At 64.9% G+C, this 23,436-nt stretch carries 24 protein-coding genes and 3 pseudogenes; 8 read left to right on the forward strand and 19 right to left on the reverse strand.

The features are described from left to right. The first annotated feature begins 182 nt into the window (after positions 1-182). From ACFVT5_RS37830 to ACFVT5_RS37845, 4 genes are all read left to right on the forward strand, one after another. On the forward strand, positions 183-926 hold the full coding sequence (locus ACFVT5_RS37830; protein WP_389897801.1) for an ATP-binding cassette domain-containing protein: 744 nt from the start codon (positions 183-185) through the stop codon (positions 924-926). Next, complete coding sequence (locus tag ACFVT5_RS37835; protein WP_389897804.1) at positions 923-2,149, forward strand: hypothetical protein; 1,227 nt, start codon at positions 923-925, stop codon at positions 2,147-2,149. The genes ACFVT5_RS37830 and ACFVT5_RS37835 overlap by 4 nt, the downstream gene beginning before the upstream one ends. Before the next feature lie 80 nt (positions 2,150-2,229). Next, positions 2,230-2,841: a hypothetical protein gene (locus ACFVT5_RS37840; RefSeq protein ID WP_389897807.1), complete on the forward strand. Its 612-nt coding sequence runs from the start codon at positions 2,230-2,232 to the stop codon at positions 2,839-2,841. 64 nt (positions 2,842-2,905) lie between these two features. Beyond that, the gene (locus tag ACFVT5_RS37845) at positions 2,906-3,142 is read left to right on the forward strand and encodes a helix-turn-helix domain-containing protein (RefSeq protein ID WP_389897810.1); all 237 of its coding nucleotides are present in this window, start codon (positions 2,906-2,908) and stop codon (positions 3,140-3,142) included. A gap of 142 nt (positions 3,143-3,284) precedes the next feature. Here the strand turns inward: ACFVT5_RS37845 and ACFVT5_RS37850 are convergent, their stop codons facing one another. From ACFVT5_RS37850 to ACFVT5_RS37885, 8 genes and pseudogenes are all read right to left on the reverse strand, one after another. Then, entirely contained in the window at positions 3,285-3,494 is a 210-nt protein-coding gene (locus tag ACFVT5_RS37850) for a hypothetical protein (RefSeq protein WP_389897813.1), read from the reverse strand. A 261-nt stretch (positions 3,495-3,755) separates the two neighbouring features. Next, positions 3,756-4,013 (reverse strand): helix-turn-helix domain-containing protein, encoded by a 258-nt coding sequence (locus ACFVT5_RS37855; protein ID WP_389897816.1) that lies wholly within the window; start codon positions 4,011-4,013, stop codon positions 3,756-3,758. Between the two features lie 24 nt (positions 4,014-4,037). Beyond that, positions 4,038-4,493, reverse strand: coding sequence for a hypothetical protein (locus ACFVT5_RS37860; RefSeq protein WP_389897818.1), 456 nt, complete (start codon positions 4,491-4,493; stop codon positions 4,038-4,040). Between the two features lie 60 nt (positions 4,494-4,553). Beyond that, positions 4,554-5,531 (reverse strand): IS3 family transposase, encoded by a 978-nt coding sequence (locus ACFVT5_RS37865; RefSeq protein ID WP_389897820.1) that lies wholly within the window; start codon positions 5,529-5,531, stop codon positions 4,554-4,556. 19 nt (positions 5,532-5,550) lie between these two features. Beyond that, the gene (ltrA, locus tag ACFVT5_RS37870; protein ID WP_389897822.1) at positions 5,551-6,810 is read right to left on the reverse strand and encodes a group II intron reverse transcriptase/maturase; all 1,260 of its coding nucleotides are present in this window, start codon (positions 6,808-6,810) and stop codon (positions 5,551-5,553) included. 481 nt (positions 6,811-7,291) lie between these two features. Then, a complete protein-coding gene (locus ACFVT5_RS37875) occupies positions 7,292-7,594 on the reverse strand; it encodes a transposase (protein ID WP_389897825.1) in 303 nt (100 codons plus the stop codon). Between the two features lie 295 nt (positions 7,595-7,889). Further along, the gene (locus ACFVT5_RS37880) at positions 7,890-8,039 is read right to left on the reverse strand and encodes a helix-turn-helix domain-containing protein (RefSeq protein WP_389898032.1); all 150 of its coding nucleotides are present in this window, start codon (positions 8,037-8,039) and stop codon (positions 7,890-7,892) included. Positions 8,040-8,161: 122 nt separating this feature from the next. After that, positions 8,162-8,551 (reverse strand): annotated as a pseudogene (locus ACFVT5_RS37885) (hypothetical protein); the annotation flags it as partial. 912 nt (positions 8,552-9,463) lie between these two features. Between ACFVT5_RS37885 and ACFVT5_RS37890 the strand changes: the two are divergent. Next, positions 9,464-9,583, forward strand: a pseudogene (locus tag ACFVT5_RS37890) (DddA-like double-stranded DNA deaminase toxin); the annotation flags it as partial. Here the strand turns inward: ACFVT5_RS37890 and ACFVT5_RS37895 are convergent. The 5 genes from ACFVT5_RS37895 to ACFVT5_RS37915 form a co-directional block, all read right to left on the reverse strand. Then, entirely contained in the window at positions 9,525-9,791 is a 267-nt protein-coding gene (locus ACFVT5_RS37895) for a DddA-like double-stranded DNA deaminase toxin (protein ID WP_389898034.1), read from the reverse strand. The pseudogene ACFVT5_RS37890 and the gene ACFVT5_RS37895 overlap by 59 nt on opposite strands. Before the next feature lie 115 nt (positions 9,792-9,906). Beyond that, positions 9,907-10,413: an Imm1 family immunity protein gene (locus ACFVT5_RS37900; RefSeq protein WP_389897827.1), complete on the reverse strand. Its 507-nt coding sequence runs from the start codon at positions 10,411-10,413 to the stop codon at positions 9,907-9,909. 110 nt (positions 10,414-10,523) lie between these two features. Beyond that, complete coding sequence (locus ACFVT5_RS37905; protein WP_389898036.1) at positions 10,524-10,994, reverse strand: Imm1 family immunity protein; 471 nt, start codon at positions 10,992-10,994, stop codon at positions 10,524-10,526. Between the two features lie 15 nt (positions 10,995-11,009). Then, a complete protein-coding gene (locus ACFVT5_RS37910) occupies positions 11,010-15,020 on the reverse strand; it encodes a DddA-like double-stranded DNA deaminase toxin (RefSeq protein ID WP_389897829.1) in 4,011 nt (1,336 codons plus the stop codon). A gap of 247 nt (positions 15,021-15,267) precedes the next feature. Continuing rightward, the gene (locus ACFVT5_RS37915) at positions 15,268-16,119 is read right to left on the reverse strand and encodes an IS5 family transposase (RefSeq protein ID WP_389897831.1); all 852 of its coding nucleotides are present in this window, start codon (positions 16,117-16,119) and stop codon (positions 15,268-15,270) included. A gap of 97 nt (positions 16,120-16,216) precedes the next feature. Between ACFVT5_RS37915 and ACFVT5_RS37920 the strand changes: the two genes are divergently transcribed. Beyond that, on the forward strand, positions 16,217-16,594 hold the full coding sequence (locus ACFVT5_RS37920; protein ID WP_389897834.1) for a VOC family protein: 378 nt from the start codon (positions 16,217-16,219) through the stop codon (positions 16,592-16,594). Positions 16,595-17,373: 779 nt separating this feature from the next. On the opposite strand, the gene ACFVT5_RS37925 is transcribed toward ACFVT5_RS37920, so the two are convergent. Continuing rightward, positions 17,374-17,610 (reverse strand): hypothetical protein, encoded by a 237-nt coding sequence (locus ACFVT5_RS37925; RefSeq protein ID WP_389897837.1) that lies wholly within the window; start codon positions 17,608-17,610, stop codon positions 17,374-17,376. 222 nt (positions 17,611-17,832) lie between these two features. Next, the gene (locus ACFVT5_RS37930) at positions 17,833-18,078 is read right to left on the reverse strand and encodes a hypothetical protein (RefSeq protein ID WP_389897839.1); all 246 of its coding nucleotides are present in this window, start codon (positions 18,076-18,078) and stop codon (positions 17,833-17,835) included. A 560-nt stretch (positions 18,079-18,638) separates the two neighbouring features. Here ACFVT5_RS37930 and ACFVT5_RS37935 point away from each other — a divergent pair. Further along, a complete protein-coding gene (locus ACFVT5_RS37935; protein ID WP_389897842.1) occupies positions 18,639-19,763 on the forward strand; it encodes a hypothetical protein in 1,125 nt (374 codons plus the stop codon). Positions 19,764-19,794: 31 nt separating this feature from the next. Here ACFVT5_RS37935 and ACFVT5_RS37940 read toward each other — a convergent pair whose 3' ends face one another. Next, positions 19,795-20,043 (reverse strand): hypothetical protein, encoded by a 249-nt coding sequence (locus ACFVT5_RS37940; RefSeq protein ID WP_389897843.1) that lies wholly within the window; start codon positions 20,041-20,043, stop codon positions 19,795-19,797. A gap of 46 nt (positions 20,044-20,089) precedes the next feature. Further along, positions 20,090-20,344: pseudogene (locus tag ACFVT5_RS37945) on the reverse strand (hypothetical protein); the annotation flags it as partial. Positions 20,345-20,876: 532 nt separating this feature from the next. Between ACFVT5_RS37945 and ACFVT5_RS37950 the strand changes: the two are divergent. After that, positions 20,877-21,872: a helix-turn-helix domain-containing protein gene (locus tag ACFVT5_RS37950; protein WP_389897846.1), complete on the forward strand. Its 996-nt coding sequence runs from the start codon at positions 20,877-20,879 to the stop codon at positions 21,870-21,872. A 137-nt stretch (positions 21,873-22,009) separates the two neighbouring features. Here ACFVT5_RS37950 and ACFVT5_RS37955 read toward each other — a convergent pair whose 3' ends face one another. Continuing rightward, positions 22,010-22,429 (reverse strand): hypothetical protein, encoded by a 420-nt coding sequence (locus ACFVT5_RS37955; RefSeq protein ID WP_389897848.1) that lies wholly within the window; start codon positions 22,427-22,429, stop codon positions 22,010-22,012. Between the two features lie 574 nt (positions 22,430-23,003). After that, entirely contained in the window at positions 23,004-23,348 is a 345-nt protein-coding gene (locus tag ACFVT5_RS37960; RefSeq protein ID WP_389897850.1) for a hypothetical protein, read from the reverse strand. Positions 23,349-23,436: the final 88 nt, after the last annotated feature.

Consider the following 23,436-nt stretch of genomic DNA (forward strand, 5'->3'; position numbering starts at 1 on the left):
CGGCGGCCCCCGGATGAGCGTGGGCCGCCGTTCCAAGGCGTCTCTCGCAGGCGGTACTGCATCCTTCTCTCTGCTGGCCCGCACGCCCCCTCTTGTCGCCGCCTCTGGTTCCGCCACCGTCTATCCTTGACGCGCACCGCTGAAGTCTTCTTGCTGAAATGCCAAGGAAGTTGATCGATATAATGCCCATCAGTATCACGGAGTGCTCCTTCAGGTACCGCCGCGGAATCAGCGTCCTGAATGATTTCAGCCTGCGTCTGGATTCTGGATGTTCTGTACTGCTGGGGCCGAACGGGGCCGGAAAGTCCACCCTGATGGGTCTCATCGCTTCCGCACTCCGGCCGGCTACAGGGCGTATTACTCTTGGCGATCTCGATACGCGCAAGCCGAGGCACCTGAGGTCTTACCGCAGGAAGGTGGGATGGCTGCCCCAGCAGGTAAAGCCCGTTCCTGGCCTGCGTGTACGGGAACAGGCTGCGTACGCAGGCTGGTTGAAGGGACTGTCACGCCGCGAGGCTTGGGACCGCTCGCAGGAAGCCATCAGGCGGGTCGGGCTTGCAAAGGTGGCTGACCGAAACAGTGCGCAGCTGTCGGGTGGCCAGCTGCGTCGGCTCGGCATCGCCCAAACCCTGGTGCACTCGGCGGAAGTTGTCCTGATGGACGAGCCGACAGCCGGTCTCGACCCCGTGCAGCGGGGTGTCTTCCGCGATCTCATCGCAGAGCTGAGGCCGGCCGCGAGCTTCGTGGTCTCCACCCACCAGACGGAGGATCTCGCCGACATCTACGACGCTGTCGTCCTGCTCGACCAAGGGCAAGTCCGCTATCAGGGGCCGATCGCCTCCTTCCTGGACCTGGCCCCGCGGCAGACAGCGCCGGAGCGGCGCGCCGAGGCCGCCTATGCCGGCCTGGTGACGGTGGAGGCGTGAGCATGCCCTGGCGGATTGTTCTGCGGGTCTCGATCGCCCCGCGAATCGGCGTACTTCTGCTGCTCTGGCTGCTGGCATACAGCGGCAACGTCAGTGAACTGGTCACCGACGGATACTGGGAGTCGGTCACCGCCCAGACCACCTTCCAGCTCGTCTGGATCGCGCCGGCGCTCGCTGCGTGCGGGGCCTGGGAGGGGCTGCGGGTACGCCAGTCGGAGGTGCTGCGAGGGACGCCGGTCCGTTCCCAGTCGAGGGTTGCGCTGTCCGCGCTCGCCCCGACCCTCGCACTGGGCATAGTGGCCGTCGCCCTGGCCTTCGCCCTCATCGCGCCCCAGGCCGCGGGCTACCCGGGGCGGCCCTCCGTCGGAATCCTCGGTCTGACGATCCTGGTCGCAACGGCGCACGCGGTCGGCGGCTACGCCCTCGGCCTCAGCCTTCCCCGCATGCTGGCAGTCCCGGTGGCGATGCTCGGCAGTTGGGTGTGGATGGCGTACCCGGCGGCGATGTCAGCCTTCTGGGTCCGCCAGCTCAACGGGAGAAACCTCACCGAGTGCTGTGCACTCGACCAAGTGGCTGCCCCCCGCAGCATCCTGGCGCCCGCGCTGGTCGCAGCAGGCATGATCGCCGCCTCCTGGCTCTGGGCTGCACAGCGCCGGCCGTACCGCCACCTGGCTCCCGCCGTGCTGGCCGCCGCCGTCACCGTAAGCGCCTTGGCCGTCCACCCGCTCGGCTACCGCGCGGCCGAACCACGCCCTGCCGCGCTGCGCAGTTGCACCGGCACAGCACCCCGTGTATGTCTGTGGCCCGAGCAGCGCGCCGCAGCCGTCGACATCACCGCCTGGGCAACCCAGGCGGTGGATCGTCTGTCGGCGGCAGGTGTCCGAACCGGCCGGGACGTGTCCGTCAAGTCAGCTGCACCGACCCGAAACCAGGTGCTGTCACTTGTCGCCTCCAGCGCGGTCCCCAACGACATCCCCAGGTGCGCAGAGAAGGGGTCGTGGCCCGGCGGCTTCGCCTTGGGGCCGATCAGCATCTGGCTTTCACTCACGGCAGGAGCCGACCCCGGCGTCGTGTCAGCCAGCTTCGCCCCCGACGAGGTGCGCATCGCCGAGCAGGTACGCCGCCTTCCGCAGGAGGCTCAGCTCGCCTGGTTCCAGCGCAACGCGCAGACGCTCACCCGATGCGACAAGGAGCCGGACCTCGACCCGTCCCACTACACCTGACGAGAGCCCCGCAGATAGCCGCGTCCAGAATCCAGGTGTACAGAACCGCGCCCGGACTGAGTAAGAAGAGAGACACACCGATGGGTTGGTGGCTGCGTATCCGGCTGGTTCCAGCGGTCTGCGCGGGCCTGGTCCTGTGCATGGCGCTCGGAGCTGCCGCCGACTCGATCACGGTCCCCGTCCCCGTGGTGGTCGGCGGTATCTCCTTCCCGCTGCCTCTTCCGTTCCTGCTCCCTCTCGTGCCCGTCTGCATCCTCCTGCAGGGCCAGTCCCGAGCAGACACAGGACTCGACAGCACGGCCGTGCGCGCCGTAAGGATCTGGGACGCCGCTTTCACGACCCTGTGTGCGGTAGCGGCCCTTCTCGTCGGCCTGGTCGAAGCCGTAGCCACGGACCAGGCACTGGGCATCGGCATGGCACGCAACTTCCTTGGCTACCTTGGCATCGCTCTTCTCCTCCAAGTTCTCGCGGGTGCCCGGGTCGCCTCTGCGGTTGTGTCGCTGTTTCCGATTCTGTGCGCTGCCTTCGGTATCAGATACGGCACGCCAAGTGTCTGGGCGTGGCCTTTGCACGAGCCCTCTTCCCTGTCGGCCCTGACACAGGCCGGCATCCTGTTTGCCGTCGGCCTTACCGCGTCGGCAGCAACTACCCTTGCTCCGGCCATTCTCCCGACCCGGGATCCCACGCCCTGACCTCCCCCTGGTGTCTCGTGATTCCGTCAGCATTACTTGATCCCGCTCGGATCGCTCTGTTGGTATGGAGCTCTCTGCGGAACAGGCCGCCGGGTTACGGGAGTTGGCCAAAGTCGGGATGTGCCCGCGGACATGGCCACGCGGCTGGATCGTTCGGTGGTCGGGCGAGGGGCGTCGGCGCAAGGACATTGCCGGGCTGCTCGGGGTGTCGCTGCCGGCGCTGGACCGCTGGAAGGCCCGTTATGCCGAGCATGGGCCGGCCGGTCTGGAAGGCAACCGGCCCGGCGGGGCCCGGGTGTGACTTTCAGGGCTCCGTGGCGTGGCTACTCGACGGTATGTGGCGCAAACGCCCGTGCAATAAGGCGGCCTTGTTGTGCAAGGGCCGCGCCCTGCCCAGTCGACTGCAAGTCGCGCGAGCACCCCGCGATCGGGACGGCGTGCGGTCAGCGGCATGACGCTGGAGGCTCGTAGTACGCGGAGTCGAGCTGGACGCCGCGCACCCACTGGGCGAAGCGCTTGTCCTCCCCGGCTTCACGTTCCAGTGCACGGCCACTGACGTAGAGCGTGGTGACCTGTTCTTCCGTTTCGAAGCCGAAGCGGGTCTCGTGGGCTGCCTGGTAGACGCCGTAACCAGAGATGTCGTGGATGGACATCCGTCCGGCCCGGCCGAAGACGAGCGCGGGCTTCCAGGTGCTCGAAGAAGACCCAGGTCTGCGGCAGCCCGCCGCCTGCCCGCGCGAACCCTACGGCGAAGCCGCGCATCATGAGGTGGGTGTCGATGTCCCTGGCGTCGTCCGGGAGAGGTGTCACCCGGTGGATGTGGTCGTAGCCAGGCTGCCGCCCGGTCCACGCCCACGACTTGTCCTCACAGGCGGGGCAGATGCTGGCGGCTTGGTCGCTCATGGGCTCATTGCTCATTGGCCGACGTGCTTCGGACGTGGTGGCGCTGGCTTCTCGTATGCGGCGAGGGTCCGGTAGAGGGTGGACCGGCCGATGCCGAGGTGCGCGCGGATGGCGGTGACCGACTCCTGCGTGTCGCGGCGCCTCAGGGTGACGGTGAGCATGTCGCCGTCGACGGCCGGCGGGCGGCCGCCGTGCTTGCCGTTCGCCACGGCGGTGTCCAAGCCGACGAGGGTCCGTTCGTGGATGAACTCCCGCTCGACCTCGGCCATCGCGGCGAAAATATCCGAAGTCCTCTACTCGGTGTCCAATCTGGCCACCAACACCCCAGCGCAGAGGGCGTAGTTTCCCGCGGCGAGCAGGATGCCGACCTGATTGTCGATCCTGTTGCCCCGGAGGCGCAGGGACAGCTTCTCAAGCATTCGACAGCTGAGCTGCAACGCCGAGAACGGTCCTTCGAGTTCTTCGCCTTGCTCTGGCGCCTGTTGTACCGCAGCCACCAGCAGAGATTCAGCTGCCTGTCGCTGCTCTTCAGGTAGGGACGTCGCGGCAGCATTTGCATGATCTGTGACCGACTCAAGCACTTTGTCCACGCCCTGCCCGGACGTCGCAGCGTAGATCGAAGACCACATCAACGTCATCGAGAGGAAGACATACAACACTGTCTCCTGAACGAGCATCGAGTCCTGCCCGCTCTGGCGCCGCTTGCGATACTGACGCTGCGCCCATCCCCCCATGCGCATCTGGGCCATAGCCTCATAGGTCGAGGTGAGGGGCCTCGCGTTTTCCGGACAGGCTTCTGACCGTCTATTTCACGCGGCGATTCGCAACTTCTCGTACTCGGCGTGGACTTCGTGCGGAGGGCGGTAACCCACCGCCGAGTGGAGGAGTTTGCGATTGTACCAGAATTCGATGTAGCGAGTGATGTCCTGCCGGGCGGCCTCGCGGGTCAGGTAAGTAACCCTTGATACGCGCTCGTTCTTCAGGGCGCCGAAGAATGATTCGGCCATGGCGTTGTCGAAACAGATCCCGGTGCGGCCGGAAGATCTTCGGAGCCCGAACCGATCGAGCGTCTTCCCGAACTGGGCTGACATGTAGTTGCTGCCGCGGTCGGAGTGAAATATCGCACCGACCGAGAGGTTCCTGTTCCGTGCCGCGTTGCGGATCGCCCTGGATATCAGCGGAGTTTGATAGTGGTCGTCCATCGCGTAGCCGATCACTTCTTTCGTGCAGCAGTCGATGACCGTCGCGAGGTACAGCCAGCCTTCCCCGGTCGCGATATAGGTAATGTCGCCGACGAGTTTTTCGCCGGGTGCATCTGCTGTGAAGTCGCGGCCGACGAGGTCCGGCACCTGGCTGGCCGCAGCTTGAGTGAGGTTGAACCTCTTCGGTCGTGGCTGGCAGGGCACCAGGCCCAGTTCGCGCATGAGTCTGCGGACCAGCTCCACGCCGGCGGCGACACCCCAGCGGTGCAGCTGGGCCTGGATGCGCCGGTGCCCATAAGTGCTGTCGGACATGTCAAAGACCTTGTCGACAAGCAATTTCAGTTCTTCGCGCCGCTGGGCTGTCGCGGATTCCGGGCGGGAGCGCCATTCGTAGTAGCCGGATCTGGATACGCCGAGCCGACCGCACATGAAATCGACGCTGTATGCGTACTCCTCGGTGTCGAGCCTCATCTCGTCGATGAACTCGTACTTGCTTGCTACCGGGGATCCTTCGCGAAGTCGGGTAGCCCGGGGGAATTTCGCCCCCGGGCTCCCACAGATCCGTACGTGACCGTCTCCGGTCATACGGCTCTTGTCGTCCTGGTCACCAGACCCGGGCGGGCTCGGTTATCCAGACCCAGTGCGCGAAGAGCCGGGGATATCTGTCAACCCCGGACCGCCACGCGCGGAAGGTCGCTGCCCAGCTTCGCCGCAGCCTTCGGTATTTCCCACGCAACCACCGGACCACGTAGGCGTTGATCCGTTTCAGGAGGGGATAGAGGGCCGACCTGTTGAAGGCCCCGTAGTACTGCATCCATCCCCGCACGACTGGATTGATCCAGTCCGCGAGGTCCCGGGCCTCGCCCTGCACCCACCGGTGCAGGCGCCAGGAACGCACCACCTCACCCATCCGTTTCAGGGCCTTTTCCGAGACCGCCGGAGAGAAACTCCGAAACAGCCCGTGTGGCCCGTCCACGGTGCGCTCACGAAAGTCGTAGCCAAGGAACGTGAACCGCGTGTGCTCGAACGAGCTCTTGCGGTTCGCGTCCCGACAGTAAACAACCTGCGTCTTGTCGGGGTGCAGTTGAAGTCCGACCGAGTCCATGCGCGCTTCCAGCGCGGTCAGTACCGCTCTCGCCTCGGCGAGACTGCGGCAGTGGATGACCGCGTCATCGGCATACCGTTCGAAACGGACGTCCGGGAACTCCCGGTGCAGCCATATATCGAACGCGTAGTGCATGAACAGGTTCGCCAGAACGGGAGATACCGCTGAGCCCTGCGGGGTACCCCTGGAACGCTCGACCAGCGTCCCATCCGCATGTTGTAGCGGGGCAGCAAGCCACCGCCGGACATACAGCAGGACCCAGGAGAGATCACATATCGAGCTAACCGCTTTGAGCATCAAGTCCCACGGCACCGAGTCGAAGAACGCCTTGATGTCCAGATCGACCACCCAGTCGTACTTCCAGCACCGCTCCCGGCACATGCCCACGGCGTCAATCGCTCCGCGCCCCGGGCGGTAACCATAGGAATCCGGATGGAAGATCGGCTCGACCCTCTTCTCCAGCACCATCGCCACCACCGTCTGCGCGACACGGTCGGCCACGGTCGGCACTCCGAGAACCCTGATGCCGCCCTGCGGCTTCGGAATCTCCACCATGCGCACCGGCGGCGGGAAATAGCAGCCCGAGGACATCCGATTCCAGATCTTATACAAGTTTCCCCGTAGATCCTCTTCGAACTCCTCGATGGCCACCGAGTCCACACCCGGGGCGCCTTTGTTCGCCCTGACCTTCTCCCAAGCCTCCATCACCAGCAGCTTCGGAATTCCGAACGGCTTGACCGTTGCTTTCAACTCATCCACGCCAATTCCTCCCGGAGAACTTCCGGTTGATCGAATGAACAAGCCACGAACGACCCGGCCCCTTCGCTCCACCTCCATTACAGAGGCTTCCCCGCTACTACGAACCGGTCCGCCGGCACACGTCCGTCATGGACGCGCGCCTTCTCCTGTTCCGCACAGATCCCGCAGACCGGGCTCGCGCCACCTTCACGCCGGACACCGCCTGGCCAGGAAGCGGACACCCGCCAGACTTATCCCAGGGAGCATACAAGCCCCGGTTTCGATGTCGTCCAAGCATTTCGACGCATCAGCAGTGGTTCGCTTACGCTCGCCTTCCCGATCCCTACCTGACGCCCTTTCAAGGGCGCCTTTTCCTCCGACGCTCACCACGACGGTCTTCAGCCAACGCAGCAGGAGGCGGTTTGGAGCCTCCCTCCCCGTGGGCGACTCCGAGGGGCCAAAACCCTCATCATCTGTGCAGCATCATCGAGTTACTACCGACCTACACCGGCAGTCCTCTCTGTTCAGGACACACGTACGCTGCGGCTTTTTTCAGGAAAGAATTTTCCATCTCCAGCTCGCGGTTGCGTCGTTCGAGTTCCCTTAGGCGCGCCCGCTCGTTCACCGTTAGTTCCGCATCGGGGGCTGGTTCCTGCTGCTTCTGGTACTTCTTCACCCAGCCGCGTAGCGTCTCCGAGTTCAGCTCAAGCTCCCGGGCGACTTCGGAGATCGTCTTGCTTGACCTCAGAGCGATCTGGACGGCTTCCTCGCGGAACTCCGGCGAGTACTTACTGGGTGGCGCCACTTCTTCCTCGTTTCCTTGTTCAGGACAACCCTATTGGGTGCCTGTCCGGAAACTCCGAGGCCCCTCAAGGTAACCAGAGTGCGCACGAACGGTTCATTGCATGCAGGTGATCCATCCGCAGCTGCGGCCAAGACCTCAAGGGCGCTGCGGATCGCGTCGGGGTCATGCTCGATTGCCGAGGCATCCCAGTCCACGTGGTGCTTCCGCTCCGGCCACAGCGGATGACTGTTGAGGCATTCCGAGCATGACCCGAAAGTGGTGGCGAACAGGTTGAAGGCGGAGCCGTACGGGCTTCTCACGGGACTCTCCATGGAACGCGACGAGCGGTGCAGATCTTTGACCTGCGTCCTGGCGAAGGACGTACATGGTCAGTGTGAGCGGAGCGTTCAAGGACGCGATAGACCGTCGCCCGGCTGACAGAGAAGAGTTCGGCGAGGTCGGCGATGGTGTGCTCACCACTGCGGTGCTCTTTGACGAGGCCGTCAGTTTGGGCTGCTTGCCGCGCAGCTTCCCTTGGGCCTTCGCCACGGCCATTCCCTCGCGCCTCCGCATCCGCAGCAGGTCGACCTCGAACTCGGCGAAGGTGGCGAGGATGTTGAAGAACGTCTTGCCTATCGGATCGGCCGGGTCGTAGAGCATGCCACCAAGGGACAGCTTGACTCCGCGAGCGGTGAGTGAGTCGCCGACGTTGCGGGCGTCGGGGACCGAGCGGTCGAGATAGATGCGGGCCTCGGCGACGCCGAGGCCGAGCAGGATGCCGCGCTGGCGGTGAGGTCTTGTTCGTCGAGCGAACACCTGGCGTACCCGATGGACTCGTTCACAGACCCAAGCGTATGGATAGCCCCCGCTCACCGTACAGATCACCGGACACCCTAAATGGGACGCCGTCACCGCAGGTCGCCGATCGCTCAGCCCCAAGATCGCGCTTGTTCGTTGGGGGGATCCTCTTACTGACATCTCGAACGGACCGAGTCCGGAAGCGACCCGCTAGGCCCAAGGCGGCATCAGCCGCAGTGCCAATCGGCTTCTTCCTCACATGCGACCAGTTGTTCGAAGGCTGGGTGCAGCCCGCGGATGAGACTGGTGCACAGGTTCGCCCAGGGGAAACCGTCCACGTCGCCGACGGTTTCCCAGGGGACACTGGTACCGCACATATGGGTGAAGGTGGGCCCCCAGTCCGCGGAGAAGTGGATGACACCGATCACTGGACCGGTGAACTGTCCGATGGACGCGCGGGTACTCCCATCGCCGCCGACCATGCAAAAGTGACTCTCACACGCACGTTTGGATCAGGGGTGGGATCGTTGGGCTGGTGGGCAGATAAGTTCGTCCCGGACGCGGAGCGTCCTCACTGGGCATGGACTCCATTGGACTCCGTGGGACCCCTGCGGTTCGGTCAGAGCAGGGAGGAAGTATCCGCTGCTCTGGAAGAGCCGATCACAGCCTGGGACACCAGAATGTACGCGCAATGGTACCCGTTCAACAGGGTTGGTATTGATACCTACTACGACCAGGGGACACAAACACTGACTGCGGCCGCTATTGACGCCTGCAGGGGCCCACAGGTCCACCATAATGGCGTCCCTCTGGTTGGCCGGCTGCCGTCGGAACTCGATCCCTGGATTGAGGAGACCGCGTCAAACCTTGAGGGTCTGGATTTGCCCGAGTACGTCGATGGTCTACGGACCGGACAACGGGGGGAGCCTTATCTCCTCAGCTTGGGGGTGGTCCTGCGCTGCCAGCAGAATGGGGACTACGCCCGCAGCCGTCCTTTGTTTCTGTCGCCTCAGTGGGCCATGCAAGGCCAAGAATGCATTGAAACATTGATCCCTCATAGGGAGTGGCTGACATACTAGTGCATCATCCCACGTGGAAACCAAGTATGCCGTATGGATGGATGAGAATAAAATCAAAGAAGCTACCGTTGTCATCAATAACAATGAGGACGTGTGTAATAAAGCTCAGAACTGCAAGATGGCAGTTGCTCTGATCCTCCCCGAGGACCCGCGGGGAGGATGGCCTCCACGGCATTTTCGCAGTTCAATTTTTTGGCGCATACGCCGGAATTTTTGTTGATGACCACCGTCGCATGCGCGATGCCATTATCCTTCATCCAGGCTGCATGCTTTGCCTCTACGTGGGAATGCGATGCTGCATTTCTCAGTCGGGGCGACAGATGGCATATTCTACTCCACATGCGAATCAATTTCTTATCTCCAGCACACTTGAAGGTCCGCCGACTATGCCGACGGACCTTCAAGGTATTTCATAGCTGGCCACTGCAGGACCGTCGAGGTCCTATGCTCTACCCGTTAAAGGAGCTGCCCCGTGTGGGTGCTTTGCGCCCAACGGATCGCTTCTGGACGAAAGCCCGTTTCGGTGAGGCAGTACTCTTCGACGGCTTCTCTTATTTGGTCGATCGGCAATACGGTACTCGGGTCTGCGACAGCCGAGGAATCGTGAGAGTCCAGCAAGAAGACTCCCTCGCGGTAAATTTTGTCGGTAGCAAGCGAAACCCAGGCGCTGGCCCCGACTTCCTTTTGCCTGGAAATGGAAAGTCGATCTGCTACCTCGGGCCCGCAGGCCCAGGTGAGCACTCCGAATCCTTTGGCGAAATCTGCAACGAGTACCAGACTGCTGTCGATTGAACTGTAGAGTCGGCCATCCGTCACGGAAACGAAGTGGAATTCGGCGTGCCCGTAATCCCCGTGACGTAGGGCAGGGGGAAATTCGGTGAAGATGTCATTGATCACCCCGACCACTTCTTCGGAATCACGGGGAAGCAGCATTCCGCCGAGATGTACTGCCAGCTTCAACATTACCTCACTCTCTTCCCTCTAATGGGGAAACCGGTGCTGCTTCCCGGATAACATATGTTCATCACCTGATCGGAGAAGCCGAGCAGGAGGCACCGCGGGATGATGTTCTGTCAGTCCAGGCGAGTGCCGTTCTGATTGCCTGCGACCCATTGGATTCTCGTGGGTCGACTACCCAGCAGTTGGCAGTACTCTTCGATCACCCTTCGCACCTCAGTCACAGGAAACACCCCTCTAGGGTCGAAAAATGAAGGGACGTGGGAGTCGGACAGGACATCGGGGTCGAAGTCGGGTGGTTCCTGGATGTCGGAAACCCAAAAGTAGTACCCGATGTCACTGCCGGTCTCTCGTTCGATTCGCTCGGCTTCGCGCCCTCCCGCCTGCCAGACGACGCCGCCAAACCCGGTCTTCAAATTGGCACTAACATCAAGCATGGAAACCGGGTCTTCACCTTTGTCGTCCAGCGTTAGCCAGGTTACTTCCACGTCTGGTTCTACGTCCTGCCCGTATCGAAAGAGCTCGTCGAGAACTGTCGACACTTCCTCATTGTCTCGCAGATTTCGAGATTCGCCGCGCAAATGCATTGCTAGTCTCACGGATTAACCCTCTTCCCCACTAGTGTCACCCGGGCTACCGTCTCCTGGGTAGTATACTTTCATGGTATGACCTGCGGGGAGGATGGCCTCTACGGCATTTTCGCAGTTCAATTTTTTGGCGCATACGCCGGAATTTTTGTTGATGACCACCGTCGCATGCGCGATGCCATTATTCTTCATCCAGGCTGCATACTTTGCCTCTACGTGGGATGATATTCTGTATTTTCCTTCATTCTTTAGCTGGGGGTACAGGTGATGCCCCGAGGATTGGAGCAGTGCATCCGCCTCGTCAAACAAGCTGTCATGCTCGCCACTCATCAACTCGCGCAGCTCTTTTGTATCCGCAGCCGGAATTACATTTCCATTGCTGTCCCGAATGTTGCCATAGGTCTTACCACGCAGACCTGTGTCTACGGGAAGCTTGTCGAAGAGATTCTTTACCCATCCAGGGCAATCAATCCCCTCGGTGTTGTGGACGAGTAGGTAAGTAGTGCCAGTGAAGGCGTAGTAGGTGTGGAGGTCGTCGACGGTGAGGTCGTAGGCGTCCTGGAGGCCCTGCCAGTTCCGGGTGTGGGCGATGGCGGCGGTGTGGTTCTGCGGGGTACGCAGGGTGTCGCCGGTCTGGAGGTCGCTTGCGTTCTTCCACGCCTGGTCGTTTTCGGACCAGTAGGGGTGGTGGCTGGTCGAGGTGAGGGTTGAGTTGTCGGTGAGGGTGACGTCGGTGAAGTTCCGGTCGTCGGGGGTGTGGATGGTGCGGGTGACGCGTCGGGGACCGGTTTCGCCGGTGGTGGGGTCGGTGGCTGTGACGAGGTCGCCGGTTTCGATCTGCTCGATCGGGCGGCCGGTGCCGTCGGCCATGAGGACCTTGGTGCCGGCGGGGAAGCTGTGCCCTGTTCCGGCCAGGCAGGCGACGGTCCGGCGGGCCGCGCGCGTCCCCTTGATGGCGTCAAGACCCTTGTCAATCTTGGCGAGGAGTTTGAGCTTGCCCCAGGGCATGACGCCGACGGCGGCCATCGTGCAGTCGAAGGCGGTGGGGTTCGTGATGCACTTCTCGATGTCGCCGAGTCCGGACAGTTCCACGAAGGCGTCGCGTCCGACGCTTCCTGCCTTGTGGAGGTCCTCCAGCAGGTCCAGGGCCTCGTCGATCATCGGGTGGCAGGGGAGGATCGGGACGTATTTCGGGGTTCCCCAGGGGCGGTAGCCGCAGATCCTGGTGGGCCGCTGTTCCTCCTGGCGCGCCAGTTCCGCTTGCCGGAGTGCCTCTTCTAGTTCCTTTTCGGCGAGGGCACGGGTTGCCTTCCAGGCTTCGCTGGCCGCGGCCTCGGCTTCGGTGCGGCTCTTGCCCGCGGCGATGGCGGAAGCACGGGCGTCATTCGCTGCCGTGTCGGCCTTGCGGGCCGACTCGCGGGCGTAGGAGGCGGAGAACTCGGCGTTTGCGGCGGAGTTCTCGGCGGCCGTGTCGGCCCGGTTGGCCGCGTTGCGGGCTGTGGTGGCGGCGGCGGCGTCGGCGGCGGCGGAGGCGCCGGCGTTCGCCGCGTACTGCGCGGCATCCTTTTCGGAGTTCCGGGCCTCTGTGGAGGCTGCTGCTGCGTCGGCGGCGCCCTTGGCCGAGGCGGCGGCTTCTGCGGCGCGCCAGGCGTCCGTGCCGGCCTTGGCCGCGATCAAAGAGCCTTCGGCCAGGAGCCGGTCGACCTGGTGGATGTGGGTGGTGGCGAGGTCGTCCTCGCGTTGCGCCTGGTATTGGCCGATGGTTATGAATTCGTGCACCAGTTGGGGCGGCCCGGCGAGTGCGATCTTCGCGGCGGAGCTGAGTTCGGGTTCGCCGGTCTCGGCCAGGCGTGCGGTGATGACGTTTTCGTCGGTGAGGCGCTCGCCGTACTGGCCGATCTGCAGGAATGTCGCGAGTGCGATGCCGGTGCCGTCGGCGAGGGCCGCCTTGGCCTTGTCATTGACGCTGGGACCCCCGGTGGTGGCCAGCTTGGCGACGTCGACCTTCATGTCGTCCAGGCCGGCTTCGTACTGCCCGGTGGCGTAGAAGGTATTGATCTGCTCGGGTGTGTCGGCCAGGGCCGTGGTGGCTGCGGTGCGTACGCCGGCGTAGGGGCTTTGTGTGCTGAGGTTGACGACGCGCTGGCGGGTGTCGTTGTCGCCGGCCTCTTTCCAACGGGTGCGCAGGTAGTCCAGGACATCCTGGTCGGTGCCCGACAGGGCGCGAGCGGCGGCCTCCTGGTGCCAGGGGCCGAGCAGTTCCAGGGCCGGTATGGCGAGTTCGCGGCCCTTGGCCGCGGTGGCCTGGATGTCGACGTCGGGCCGATTGGCCTCCTGGGCCAGCTCGGTGGCGGTGGCATTCAACGACCGGGCCTGGACCTGCGAGGCGGCGGCGGCAGAAATCCCGTCCCCAGAGGCGGACTTCATCGAGCGTGCCCGCTCGATGGCTGCCTCGGTGCGGGTCTGCAGGTCGGCGGTTTCGGTCTCGCGGGCCAGGTCGAACGTGTCCTTGGCCTTTGCCACCGCGGTCGTTGCGGTTGCTGCCGCCTGCTTGGCCCCGTCGGCGTTCTTCTGTGCCACGGAGGCGTAGGTGGCCGAGTCTCCGGCATGTGCGGCGGCATCGTCCGCGTAGTCGGCGGACTTGTTGGCGTGGGCGGCGGCGGAGTTGGCCGCGTCCCGGGCTCCATAGGCGGCAGTTGCTGAGCGGCGGGCCAGGGCAGCGGAGCGGTCGGCGGCACGATCGGCGGCATCGGCATTGCGACGTGCCTCGATCGCGGCCTGACGGGCCGCATCGGAGTGCACACCGGCCGCGTCCGCGTAGCCGTTAGCCTCCTCGGCGGCGGTCGCCGCCGCTCTTGCGTTGGTGGACGCTCCCTTGGCCGAACCGGCGGCGAGTGCGGCGGCCTCGGAGGCAGCTCCGGCGTTCAGGGCGGCCTCGGCCGAGGTGCTGGCGGCCGTGGCCGCGGCACGTGCCTCCTTCGCGGCAGCTGTGGCGGCGGCGTTGGCCTTGTCGCCGGCGGCGGCGATGGCTGCCTTGTATGCCTTGTTCGCTGCTTCAGCGGCTGCGGCTGCCGCCGAGGCTGTCTGCGCTGCGGCCAGTGCGGCCCGTCGTGCGGCGCGGTTGGCGGCGTTGGCCGCGCCGATGGCTTCCTGTGCGGCTTCGGCAGCGCCTCGCGCGGCGTCCGCGGCCTGCTTGGCCTTGACCGCGGCCTTCTTGGAGTCGTCCTTGGCGGCAGCGGTCTCCTCGGCCGCCTTCTGCGCGGCCTCCTTGGCCATCTGGGAGGCCGCTGCTGCCTTCTTCGACGACTCTTCCGCCGTCTTGCGGGCGTCCTCGGCCAGCTTGCCGGCCTGCTTTGCCTGTTCGATCAGCTGGGCGATCGTGGAGTGTTCTTGGTCGCGGTCCCGGGCGGTGAACTGCCCGATCTCCAGGAACTCGACCATGTCCTCGGGCGTGCCCCTCAGCGCAACCCTGGCCGCGGCCTGCACGTTGGGACCGCCGATGCCTGCGAGGCGGGCGACCTCGACGCGGTTGTCGTCCTGACGTTCCGTGTACTGGCCTGTCGTCAGGAAGAGTTCACGGTCGTCGAAGGTGCCCTGGAGGGCGGCCTTGCCTGCCGCCTGCACACCCGGGCCGCCGAGTGTGACCAGACGGGCGATCTCGACCTTGCGGTCCTCGTCCAGCGGCTCCTCGTAGCCGTACAGGAGGAATGCCTCCAGCTCGGCCGGCGACTTCAGCATCGCTTCTTTGGCGGCCAGCCGCATGCCTGGACCGCCGGTCATCACCAGTCGCGCGGTGTCAACGCGGTTGTCGTCGAGCTGGATGGACTCCGCTTCGTCGAGGAACGTGCGGATCGCCTCGTCACCGCCGAGCAGCGCCTGCTCTGCGGCCACTTTCAGACCGGCTCCGCCGGTCTCCCAGTAGCCGACGATGTGGGCGCGCACATCCGCGGGCAGCGTGGCTGGCTCCTCGGCCGCGGCGGCCGGCGTGCCCAGCAGACCCGACAGCAGACCCGCGCACAGCAACATCTGCAGCGCCCGTCGTGCTGCCGAAAACTTTCATATCGCCCCCGCACCAGGAGATCGGGAGGGTATGCGTCGTCTCACTCGGTGACCCCATCTTGCTCGAAGAAATGACCAGCCGGTGCATCCATTGCCTTCTCGCCAGAGGCGAAACCACCAGGTCAGGTAGCTGATTGACAGCCAATCGACCTGGATCATCACCTGTCCCAGAAACGCCCCAACAGGGGGAACTTAGAGAGCATCTGATGTGTGTTCAGGCCGATGAGTGCGGGATGTCTGTTTCAGTTCGCCAGGTTGGTGTGGATTCTCCCGTCAGTTCGCGGGACATTTTGTTAGCCATTGCCCAGTGGATCATCGTGCGGGATCTCTGCGGGAGGGCTTCGTAGTCCCGTGCGAGGCGGCGGTTCTGCATCAGCCAGCCGAAGCTGCGCTCGATCACCCACCGTTTCGGCAGGGGCTCGAACCCTTTCGCGCGTGACCGCTGCACCACCTCGACGTCGATGCCGAGCGAGGCACCGTGGTTGAGAATGCTGCTTTGGTAACCGCCGTCGGCCCAGACCTTGGACACGCCGGGATGGGCGTCGGCGAGGTCGTCGAGTAGGAGCTTGCCGCCGACGGTGTCGTGCACGTTCGCCGCGGTGATGAGCACAGCCAGGACCAGGCCGAGCGTGTCCGTGATCAGGTGCCGCTTGCGTCCTTTGATCTTCTTGCCGGCGTCGATTCCCTGGCTGGTCTCGGCCACGTTTGCCGAGGTCTTTACGCTCTGCGCGTCGATCACGGCCGCGGTCGGCTCCGCGTGACGGCCATGGGAACGGCGGGTCTTGTCACGTAACAGGTCGTGGACCTGCTGGGTCGTGCCGTCTGCTTCCCACTTCGCGTAGTAGTCGTAGACGGTCTTGTACGGCGGGAAGTCGTGCGGCAGGTACTCCCACGGAATGCCGGTGCGATTCACGTAGAGGATCGCGTTGACGATCTCCCGTAGGTCGTGGACCCGGGCCGCTGCGCCAGGGCCGGACCGGTCGGCTCGCCAGGCTGTGAAGACCGGTTCGATCAAGGCCCAGCGGGCGTCGGAGACATCACTTCGGTACGGACGACGAGCACTCACGCCTCACCCAACGACCACCAACACCGACAGTCACAGAATCATCCCTAATCATCAGTTACATAGATCAGATGCTCTCTAAGCCTCCTACCGTTCCGCCATGCAGATCGTTGTGACGCTGGACTGTGTCGACGCCGAAGCGCAAGCCGACTTCTGGCTTGCCGCGCTCGCTCCGCTGGACTACCAGCGAGGCTTCCACGGACCTCCCTACCTGAGCCTGGTCGGGCCCACTCCTGCACCGACCCTTCTCCTGCAACACGTCCCAGAACCAAAACAGGGCAAGAACCGCATGCACCTTGATCTCGACTTTGGCACCGCAGACCTGATGCCCGAGGTCAATCGCCTCGAACAGTTGGGCGCTACGAGACTCTCTGAAGAACTCAGCGAACACGGCTTTCGCTGGATCGTCGTTGCCGACCCGGAGGGCAACGAGTTCTGCGTATTCGATCCCCCGAACAGCACTGACACTGCACAGTAGTTGCGAGGCCAGGCCGAGGCCCCCCACCTCTGGCCTGGCCCGCCGAACTGCGAGCAGACGGCGAAGGGATGGGGCCAACGGGCAAGCGAGTGATATCAAAAGTCATCGCGATTGATCATGTCGAGAGCCAACCAGTGACTCCCCCACACACCTCGAAACGACTCCCGTTCAGACCTCCATAGCCAGTCGTGGGTTCTCCGCTGGAGTTTCTCACCAACGCCGGTGAGCGGGCAGGGCGTTCGGCGGGCGCGTCGCCTTCGCCTGGCTCGCAGTCCCACGGGGCGGGCCTGTCCTCTGGCTCAGGCCGCCGCCGTCACGGTCGCGGCGTGAGCCAGAGGGACAACGGCGATCTGCTTCCAGGCGATGTGCCGGCGGTCGTGGCGCTGGGCGACCAGCGACAGGTGGGTGGCCCGTAGCACGACCGGGCCACCGGGGTGGTCGGAGAGCCGGCCGCCGTATCGTCAGCGGCCCGGCGCGCGGCGGCGCCGACGCGCGACACCGGCGAGCGCGCCCCGATCCCCGGCTGCGTCCGCGCCGCCCATCCCGCCTCTTCCTTTCCCTCAACTCCAGCCAGGGCATGGGCGAAGGGGGTCGCAACGGGGATGTCAGCACCCCGACCACGGCGAAACCGCGTGGTGACCTGCGCGAACACGGAGACGGCCCGTGGGGTCGCGCAACAGTAGGCGCAACCCCTGTCGCAACCTCCAGCGCAACAGCGAGGCGCAACCCTTGCCGCAACCCCGTGCTCCTGGTCGTCCGAGACGCGCGGGTCACGCGGGTCACGCGGCCCGGACGGCTCCCCGGGCGCGGGCCAGCTGGCGCAGCTCGGACCGGGCCGCCGGCACCGAGGGGGCGGTCTCCCAGTAGGGGTGCCACCACAGCCGTACGGACAGGAGCAGCAGGCGGCGGCGCAGGGCGGTGGTGTCGCGGGGGCGGGGTGCGGCGAGCGCGTTGTAGGTGGCGTTCCAGGCGGCTTGCGTCTGCACCAGGTCGTCGGGGAAGTCGGTCACGTCCATACCGGCATTAGATCGCTTGTTCGAATTCCGTGTCACTTCGGACTCTCCCGTCGCAGGATCTACGCCCCTTCTAGGCGTAAAAGGCTTCCTCCTGGTTCCTGCATGTCAACCACTGGCTCTCCAACCAGCTTGCCTGGCAACACAGTTAGTCCCCTGCCGGGCAGCCGACTCCGGTGTCAGAGCGCGTCGCAGACGGCGGCGACGTCAGCGCCAGGCCGGAGATCAGCCCGCCCAACCGATGTCACGGACCTCGATCGCCCCGGCGTGCGGCATGTACTGGATCCAGCACCGCCGTCCGAACGCCTCCCGGATCTCCTCCACGGAGCCCGGGTCACGGACATCGGGCCAGGCCCGCGGATCCAACCGCGCGACCTCCACGAGCGCCATCACCCCCTGCCGGGCCCGGCCGTCGGGCAGCTGCGCCATGACCTCTACCGCGAGTTCCACCACCACCACGCCGTACCGCATCCCGCACACCCCCGTGTGACCGATTCGGGCAGCAGCGTACGGAGGAACGGCCGATCCCGTTCGGGCCTGTGGATAACCGGGATTTCGCGGCGTGGTCTCCCCGACCACTGGAACCAGACCATGGCCCCGACCACGGTCCGGCCGTGCCGCGTCCAGTCCCGACCACGGCTGGTCAGCGTCGTTTCCCGAACCGGGTCCGGTCATGTCGGCCAGATCTTCAGCGCTGATCCCGACGGGGTGCGCGTCTGTCACGCGGGCGATCTTGTCCGCCCATAGCTCCGCGTCCACGAACGGGCGCTGTTGCTCGATCAGTTCGGCGAGGTGTTCGCTCAGGATTTGCCCCGTCAGGGAAGCCTGAGCCCCACGCGCTGACGAACCGCTCTGGCGACGAGCCGACCCCTGGGCGGTCTGATCTTCCGGCAACCACAGTGCCCTGTGGCATCGTCCCTTCACGGGAGCAGCTGTTGAAACTCCAGGGACAATGATTCCTTCAGATCGCGGCCGGGAGAGGCATGATGCAGAAGTCGGGTATGCAGGATCCTCACCTGCACCACCTCCGTGTGGCCGCCGAGGATGGCGACCCACACGCGATGGTGCTCCTCGCCGAGCATTTCCACCGGAGTGATCAGGCTGAGCGGGCCGAGACGTGGGCACGCGCGGCTGCCGAGATGGGTGATCCCTCAGGAATGGTCCGCTTGTCCCGTATTTGCACCACCATGGCGCACGGCGGGAGGTATTACATTGATCTCAAGCAGCAGGAGGAACTCCGCGGGGATCCGGACTTCGAGAGGCAGTCGAAGAGGTGGTCGGACGAGGCTGCCCGCTGGATAGTGAAGGCGGCCGAAGCCGGTCATTCATCCGCCGTATCGTCGATGGTCAGCTTGTCGAAGAGCGCCGAGGAGCGCGAGCGGTGGCTCCGACTTGGCGCCGCCATAGGTGATCGACACATCAGAGATGAGCTCCTCAGCCTCCTGCGAGAACAGCGGCGGTTCGAGGAGGCTGAGCCATGGCAACGGGCGGCAGCTGAAGACGGAGAGGGCAGTGAACAGCTGAGACTCGCCCAAAGACTCCTCGAGCAGGGGCACCTCGATGAGGCAGAGCACTGGTTCCGGACGGCCGCCGGCAACGCCCAGAAGTGGGCATCGATTCAGGCTGCGCAGGAGCTCGCGCGCCTTCTAAGGGACCAAGGACGCGAGGACGAGGCAGACCACTGGCGTCGGCGCGCCACGGAGATCCAAAACCGTCCGATCCCACCATTCGACAACATCGCTTCCGCGCCCGCCTGGGAGGCGACCGTAATCACGGCCCTGGTCACCACAACCGTGCTCCCCTTCATCCAGACCCTGGTGTCCAAAACCGCCGAGGACGCATACGCACAGGCCCGCCAACTGATCCGTCGCCTGCCCCTCCGGCACCGGGAAACCCGCAACGCCAGTGGCGCGGCCAGCCCTTCCAGGCAGGCGGAGGCACAGTACGTCATCGTCGACGACTCGGATGCAGATATCACCCTGTACCTGTCTTCGGACGTGTCCGACGAAGCACTCCGGGCTCTTGCGGCGTTCGACCTCAGCGAGTTGACGGCACGCAGGCCCGATGCAGGACGGGTCCGTCTTGTCTGGCATCAGCCGAGCGGCACATGGCGCATCCGTGGTGAGACGGATCAGCCTCCCAGAAGGCCGGTTTGAAAACAGGCACTTACCTTGCCGTTTAACCCCGTCAGGGGGTGATGTAGTCGCCCCATCCGAAAGTGGCGACGTAGGCCCGTCGAAGGGCTTCTCCGCCGCGTCCGCCCCTGATGCGGATGACGGTCAGCGCGAGGATGAACCAGGCGGTGAAGCACGCCGCGACGATCAAAGTCCAGCGAGGGCCGGAAAAACTGGCAATGACGACCAGGGCAATGATCGTGACGACCAGTCCGATGTGGCCGCCTCTGATATCCGTGCTGGACCTGCTGTCGCCTGTCATCAGGGTCTCCCGCCAAAAGAATCACGCCGCTCTGCGTCAAAGCAGGCTACGAGGCTGCGCCAACGGTGTCAGTGCCGCTCCCACGACGGGGTTTGGTGCCGACTTTGTGGTGGGCGGGGCGGTTGCATGCCTCTCCGGTCGCGAGGACGCGGCCCACGTCGTGTCGGGTGGCTGGACGGCGGTTCTTCGAACCAAGTGGCCTTCCTGGTCCGGGTGTTGTGCGTTTCGGTGCGCTGGCCGGAGAGCCGGTCTTCGTGTGCAGGTTCCTGAACCCCCGTCGGACGCGGGCGGGGGTGAGTCTGTAGATCGGCCTCCAGCTGACCGGCCACGCCCGCGCGGTCGCTACCGACGTCCGGCGCCGCGCGAACCAGCTGCCCAAGGACTTCGTAGCTGTCCACGATCTCCCGGGCCCGGTCAACGGCGGTGCTGGACGCGGTCCGCCTGGAGCCCGGCGCCGACGTCGCCGCGGTGACCACAGTCCAGATCCGCGAGGTCGTCGAGCAGCTCGTCGAGGCCGGCCAGCGTCGGCACGCTGGCCCGGATCCGCACCAGCGAAGGCCCGGACGGCGACGTCGTCTTCGAGCGGAGCGTGGAACGACCGATGGGGCTGTGGGCCGAAGCCGGGGAGAACCTCTTGCGGATCGTGCCGCTGCTCGGACCGGACGCGCCGCCAGCGGACGAACTCGAGGACTGCCGCCTGTGCCCCGGCTGCTACCGGCCCGTCTACGAGAGCTCTTCCTCGCACACCCTGATCGGCTCAGTTCTTGTCCGACGCTGCCCTTTTCTGGCAGGTCTTCATCAGGGACGGTGAAACGAGGAGAAGGGGTGGCTCGATGCTGGAGAAGGTGTTCGACAGTCAGGACCTGCCGGTGTCCGACCGGGTAGATGCCTGGCGTGACATCACGGCACTCGCGCTGATACCCAATGAGTTCAGCATCGACCGTCCAGTTGACTTCCGAGCTTCGCTGCGCACCGTGGACATGGGTGCGGCGCAGGTGACCGCAATGACCTACGCGTCCATGAGGTCGCGACGCACACCGCAGCTGATCCGACGGTCCGACCCCGACATGTACGCAGTAGGGCTCATCCTGCACGGGCGACAGGGCATCATCCACAAGCGGCGCGAAGCAGCGCTCGGAGCGGGCGACCTGGTCGTGTACTCCACCTCCCAGCCCTATGAAAGCGTGGTGGATGCCCGACAGGGCACAGCAGCCTCCGTGGTGGTGCAACTCCCCAGGGCCATGGTGCAGCTGTCATCGAACCGTGTGGACCGCGTGCTGGCTGCCCGGATGTCAGGACGGGAAGGGGTCGGACGTCTGCTCGCCTGTTTCCTCACTCACCTGGCCACCGACACCAGCCCTTCCCGGTCCGCCGACGGCCAACGGCTGGGCAGTGTCCTCACCGAACTGGTCACCGCATGGCTGGCCCACCACATCGATACCGAAGAGCAGACACCCACCGAAACCCGCCAGCACGTGCAGTTCCTGGAGATCCAGGACTTCATCCGTCGGAACCTGGGCGACACCGAACTCTCCCCTGCCACCATCGCCGCTGCTCACCACATCTCGCTGCGGACCTTGCACCGCCTCTTCCACGACCACGCCCACGGCGCTACAGCCGCCTCGCACATCCGCCGCCAGCGCCTCACCTGCGCCCGACGCGACCTCACCGACCCGCGCCTGGCCACACGACCTGTCCACGCGATAGCCGCCCGCTGGGGCTTCTTCCGTCCCGCCGACTTCACCCGCGCTTTCCGCACCACCTACGGCACCACCCCAACCGAATACCGCCGTCACATCTTGCGCGCACATCCGGGCATCCATCGCTGAACATTTGACACGTATCGCTATCCACTCATCAGTAGCGTTCGGGAGTTATCTGGTTCAAAGGGTGTGCCCGAGCATGCCAAGCGGGGCGTCGGGCCAGAAGGTCCGAACGCCCCGCATGGTTCCCCCGCTTCGGCGCCTCAGTAGGCGATCAGGCCGGTGCTCCGGGCCGTGCCCTCGAACTGGATGTAGAAGGCGGTTGAGTTATACACATCTGTGGCGGCCAGCGCCCACTGTCCCTTGTACGCCTGCGTCCAACCGTTACACCTGTTGGTGGCCTTGAAGCATGCCTTGATCCGGCCGGTGTCGTTGGGCTTTACGTTGATGTCCAGGCAACTGCTTGTGGTGTACGCCCAAGTGCCGGTAACTTCCGGCCAGAATGCGTTCCTGCTGCCGCTACCGGCCGCGCTGGTGTAGCCCCTCGCGGTGTCGAGGCAGGCCGCCTGGATCGCTGCGTTCGTCTTCGGTTCCGTAGCGCTCGCCGAGCCGGTCGTCGCAGCGGCCGTTCCCCCCGCGAGCAGTACAGCTGTCATCGTGAACGGAGCGATACGAGTGCGCATTCGCACGGAGCTTCCCCCTGTGTGTGAAGTGTCTCTGACGAAGGTGCCCGCCGAAGGCGGATGCCTGCGGGCATGTCATGCACGCAAGGAAATCTTCGCGAGAATTTACGTACGGCGCCTTAGCACCGAGCGCCAGAGTCCTAGCTGTGTGTGCCAGTTTCCGTGGCGCGGCGGGAACTGCACCTGCTCGTCCATCAAGCGGTTCGGGCCTCCTCCGAGCGGGAGAGCTACCAGGACAACCTCAGCCCTGCGAGACCCCAGGCCCGCCGACACGGCTGTTGGACGACTCTCTGTATGAGCACGTAGGCGGGGGTTCGCGACAGTCACGGTGGACATGAGTGCTGATCTTGGTGGGCAGTCTGATCTTGCTTCGTGCACGACGACACGGTGTGCACGAGGCGGAGGTAGCGAGTGCTCATCGTCGACACCAACGTCGTCCGGGTGGAACGCCGGCTGCGGGCTGGTGAGTTGGCATGCCCGTCGTGCGGGGCGGCTTGCTGCTTGAGATGCTGGTGGCGTTCGTCCAGGGCGCGGCGCAGGCCGCACACGACGAACGGCACCAATAGCCAGGTGGTTATGCGGCGCTCATGGCAGCTGCGACTGCGCGGGCCGCCCAACCGGGCGGGAGGTCGACGGCGACGCTGACCGCCAACTGCTCGCCGACCAGGGGCACGGCCAGCTCGCGCACATGCCGGGCGCCCCGCTCACAGTGCTCCAACAGCTCCAGGAGCGGCACGTCGTCGGGGCTGCAGCCTGTGCGGTCGGCGAGCGCGTGGAGGACGACGGCGATGATGGCGCGGATGCCGACGAAGTCCCAGTTCCTGTCGGAACACAGGACAAGCGGCTGGTCCGCAGCGGCGATATGCCCAGCCCGAGTCAGGGCCCGGCTCCATTCTTCCGGGGGCGGCTCGGACTTCATGGCCGGACCCTGCTCGGTGGGGTTGACGACCCCGGGCCGGAACGCCTCCGCCCACGTACGGCCGCGTTGGGACCGGCGGAACGCATGT

The sequence above is a fragment of the Streptomyces sp. NPDC058001 genome (assembly GCF_042886315.1).
Lineage (GTDB): Bacteria > Actinomycetota > Actinomycetes > Streptomycetales > Streptomycetaceae > Streptomyces.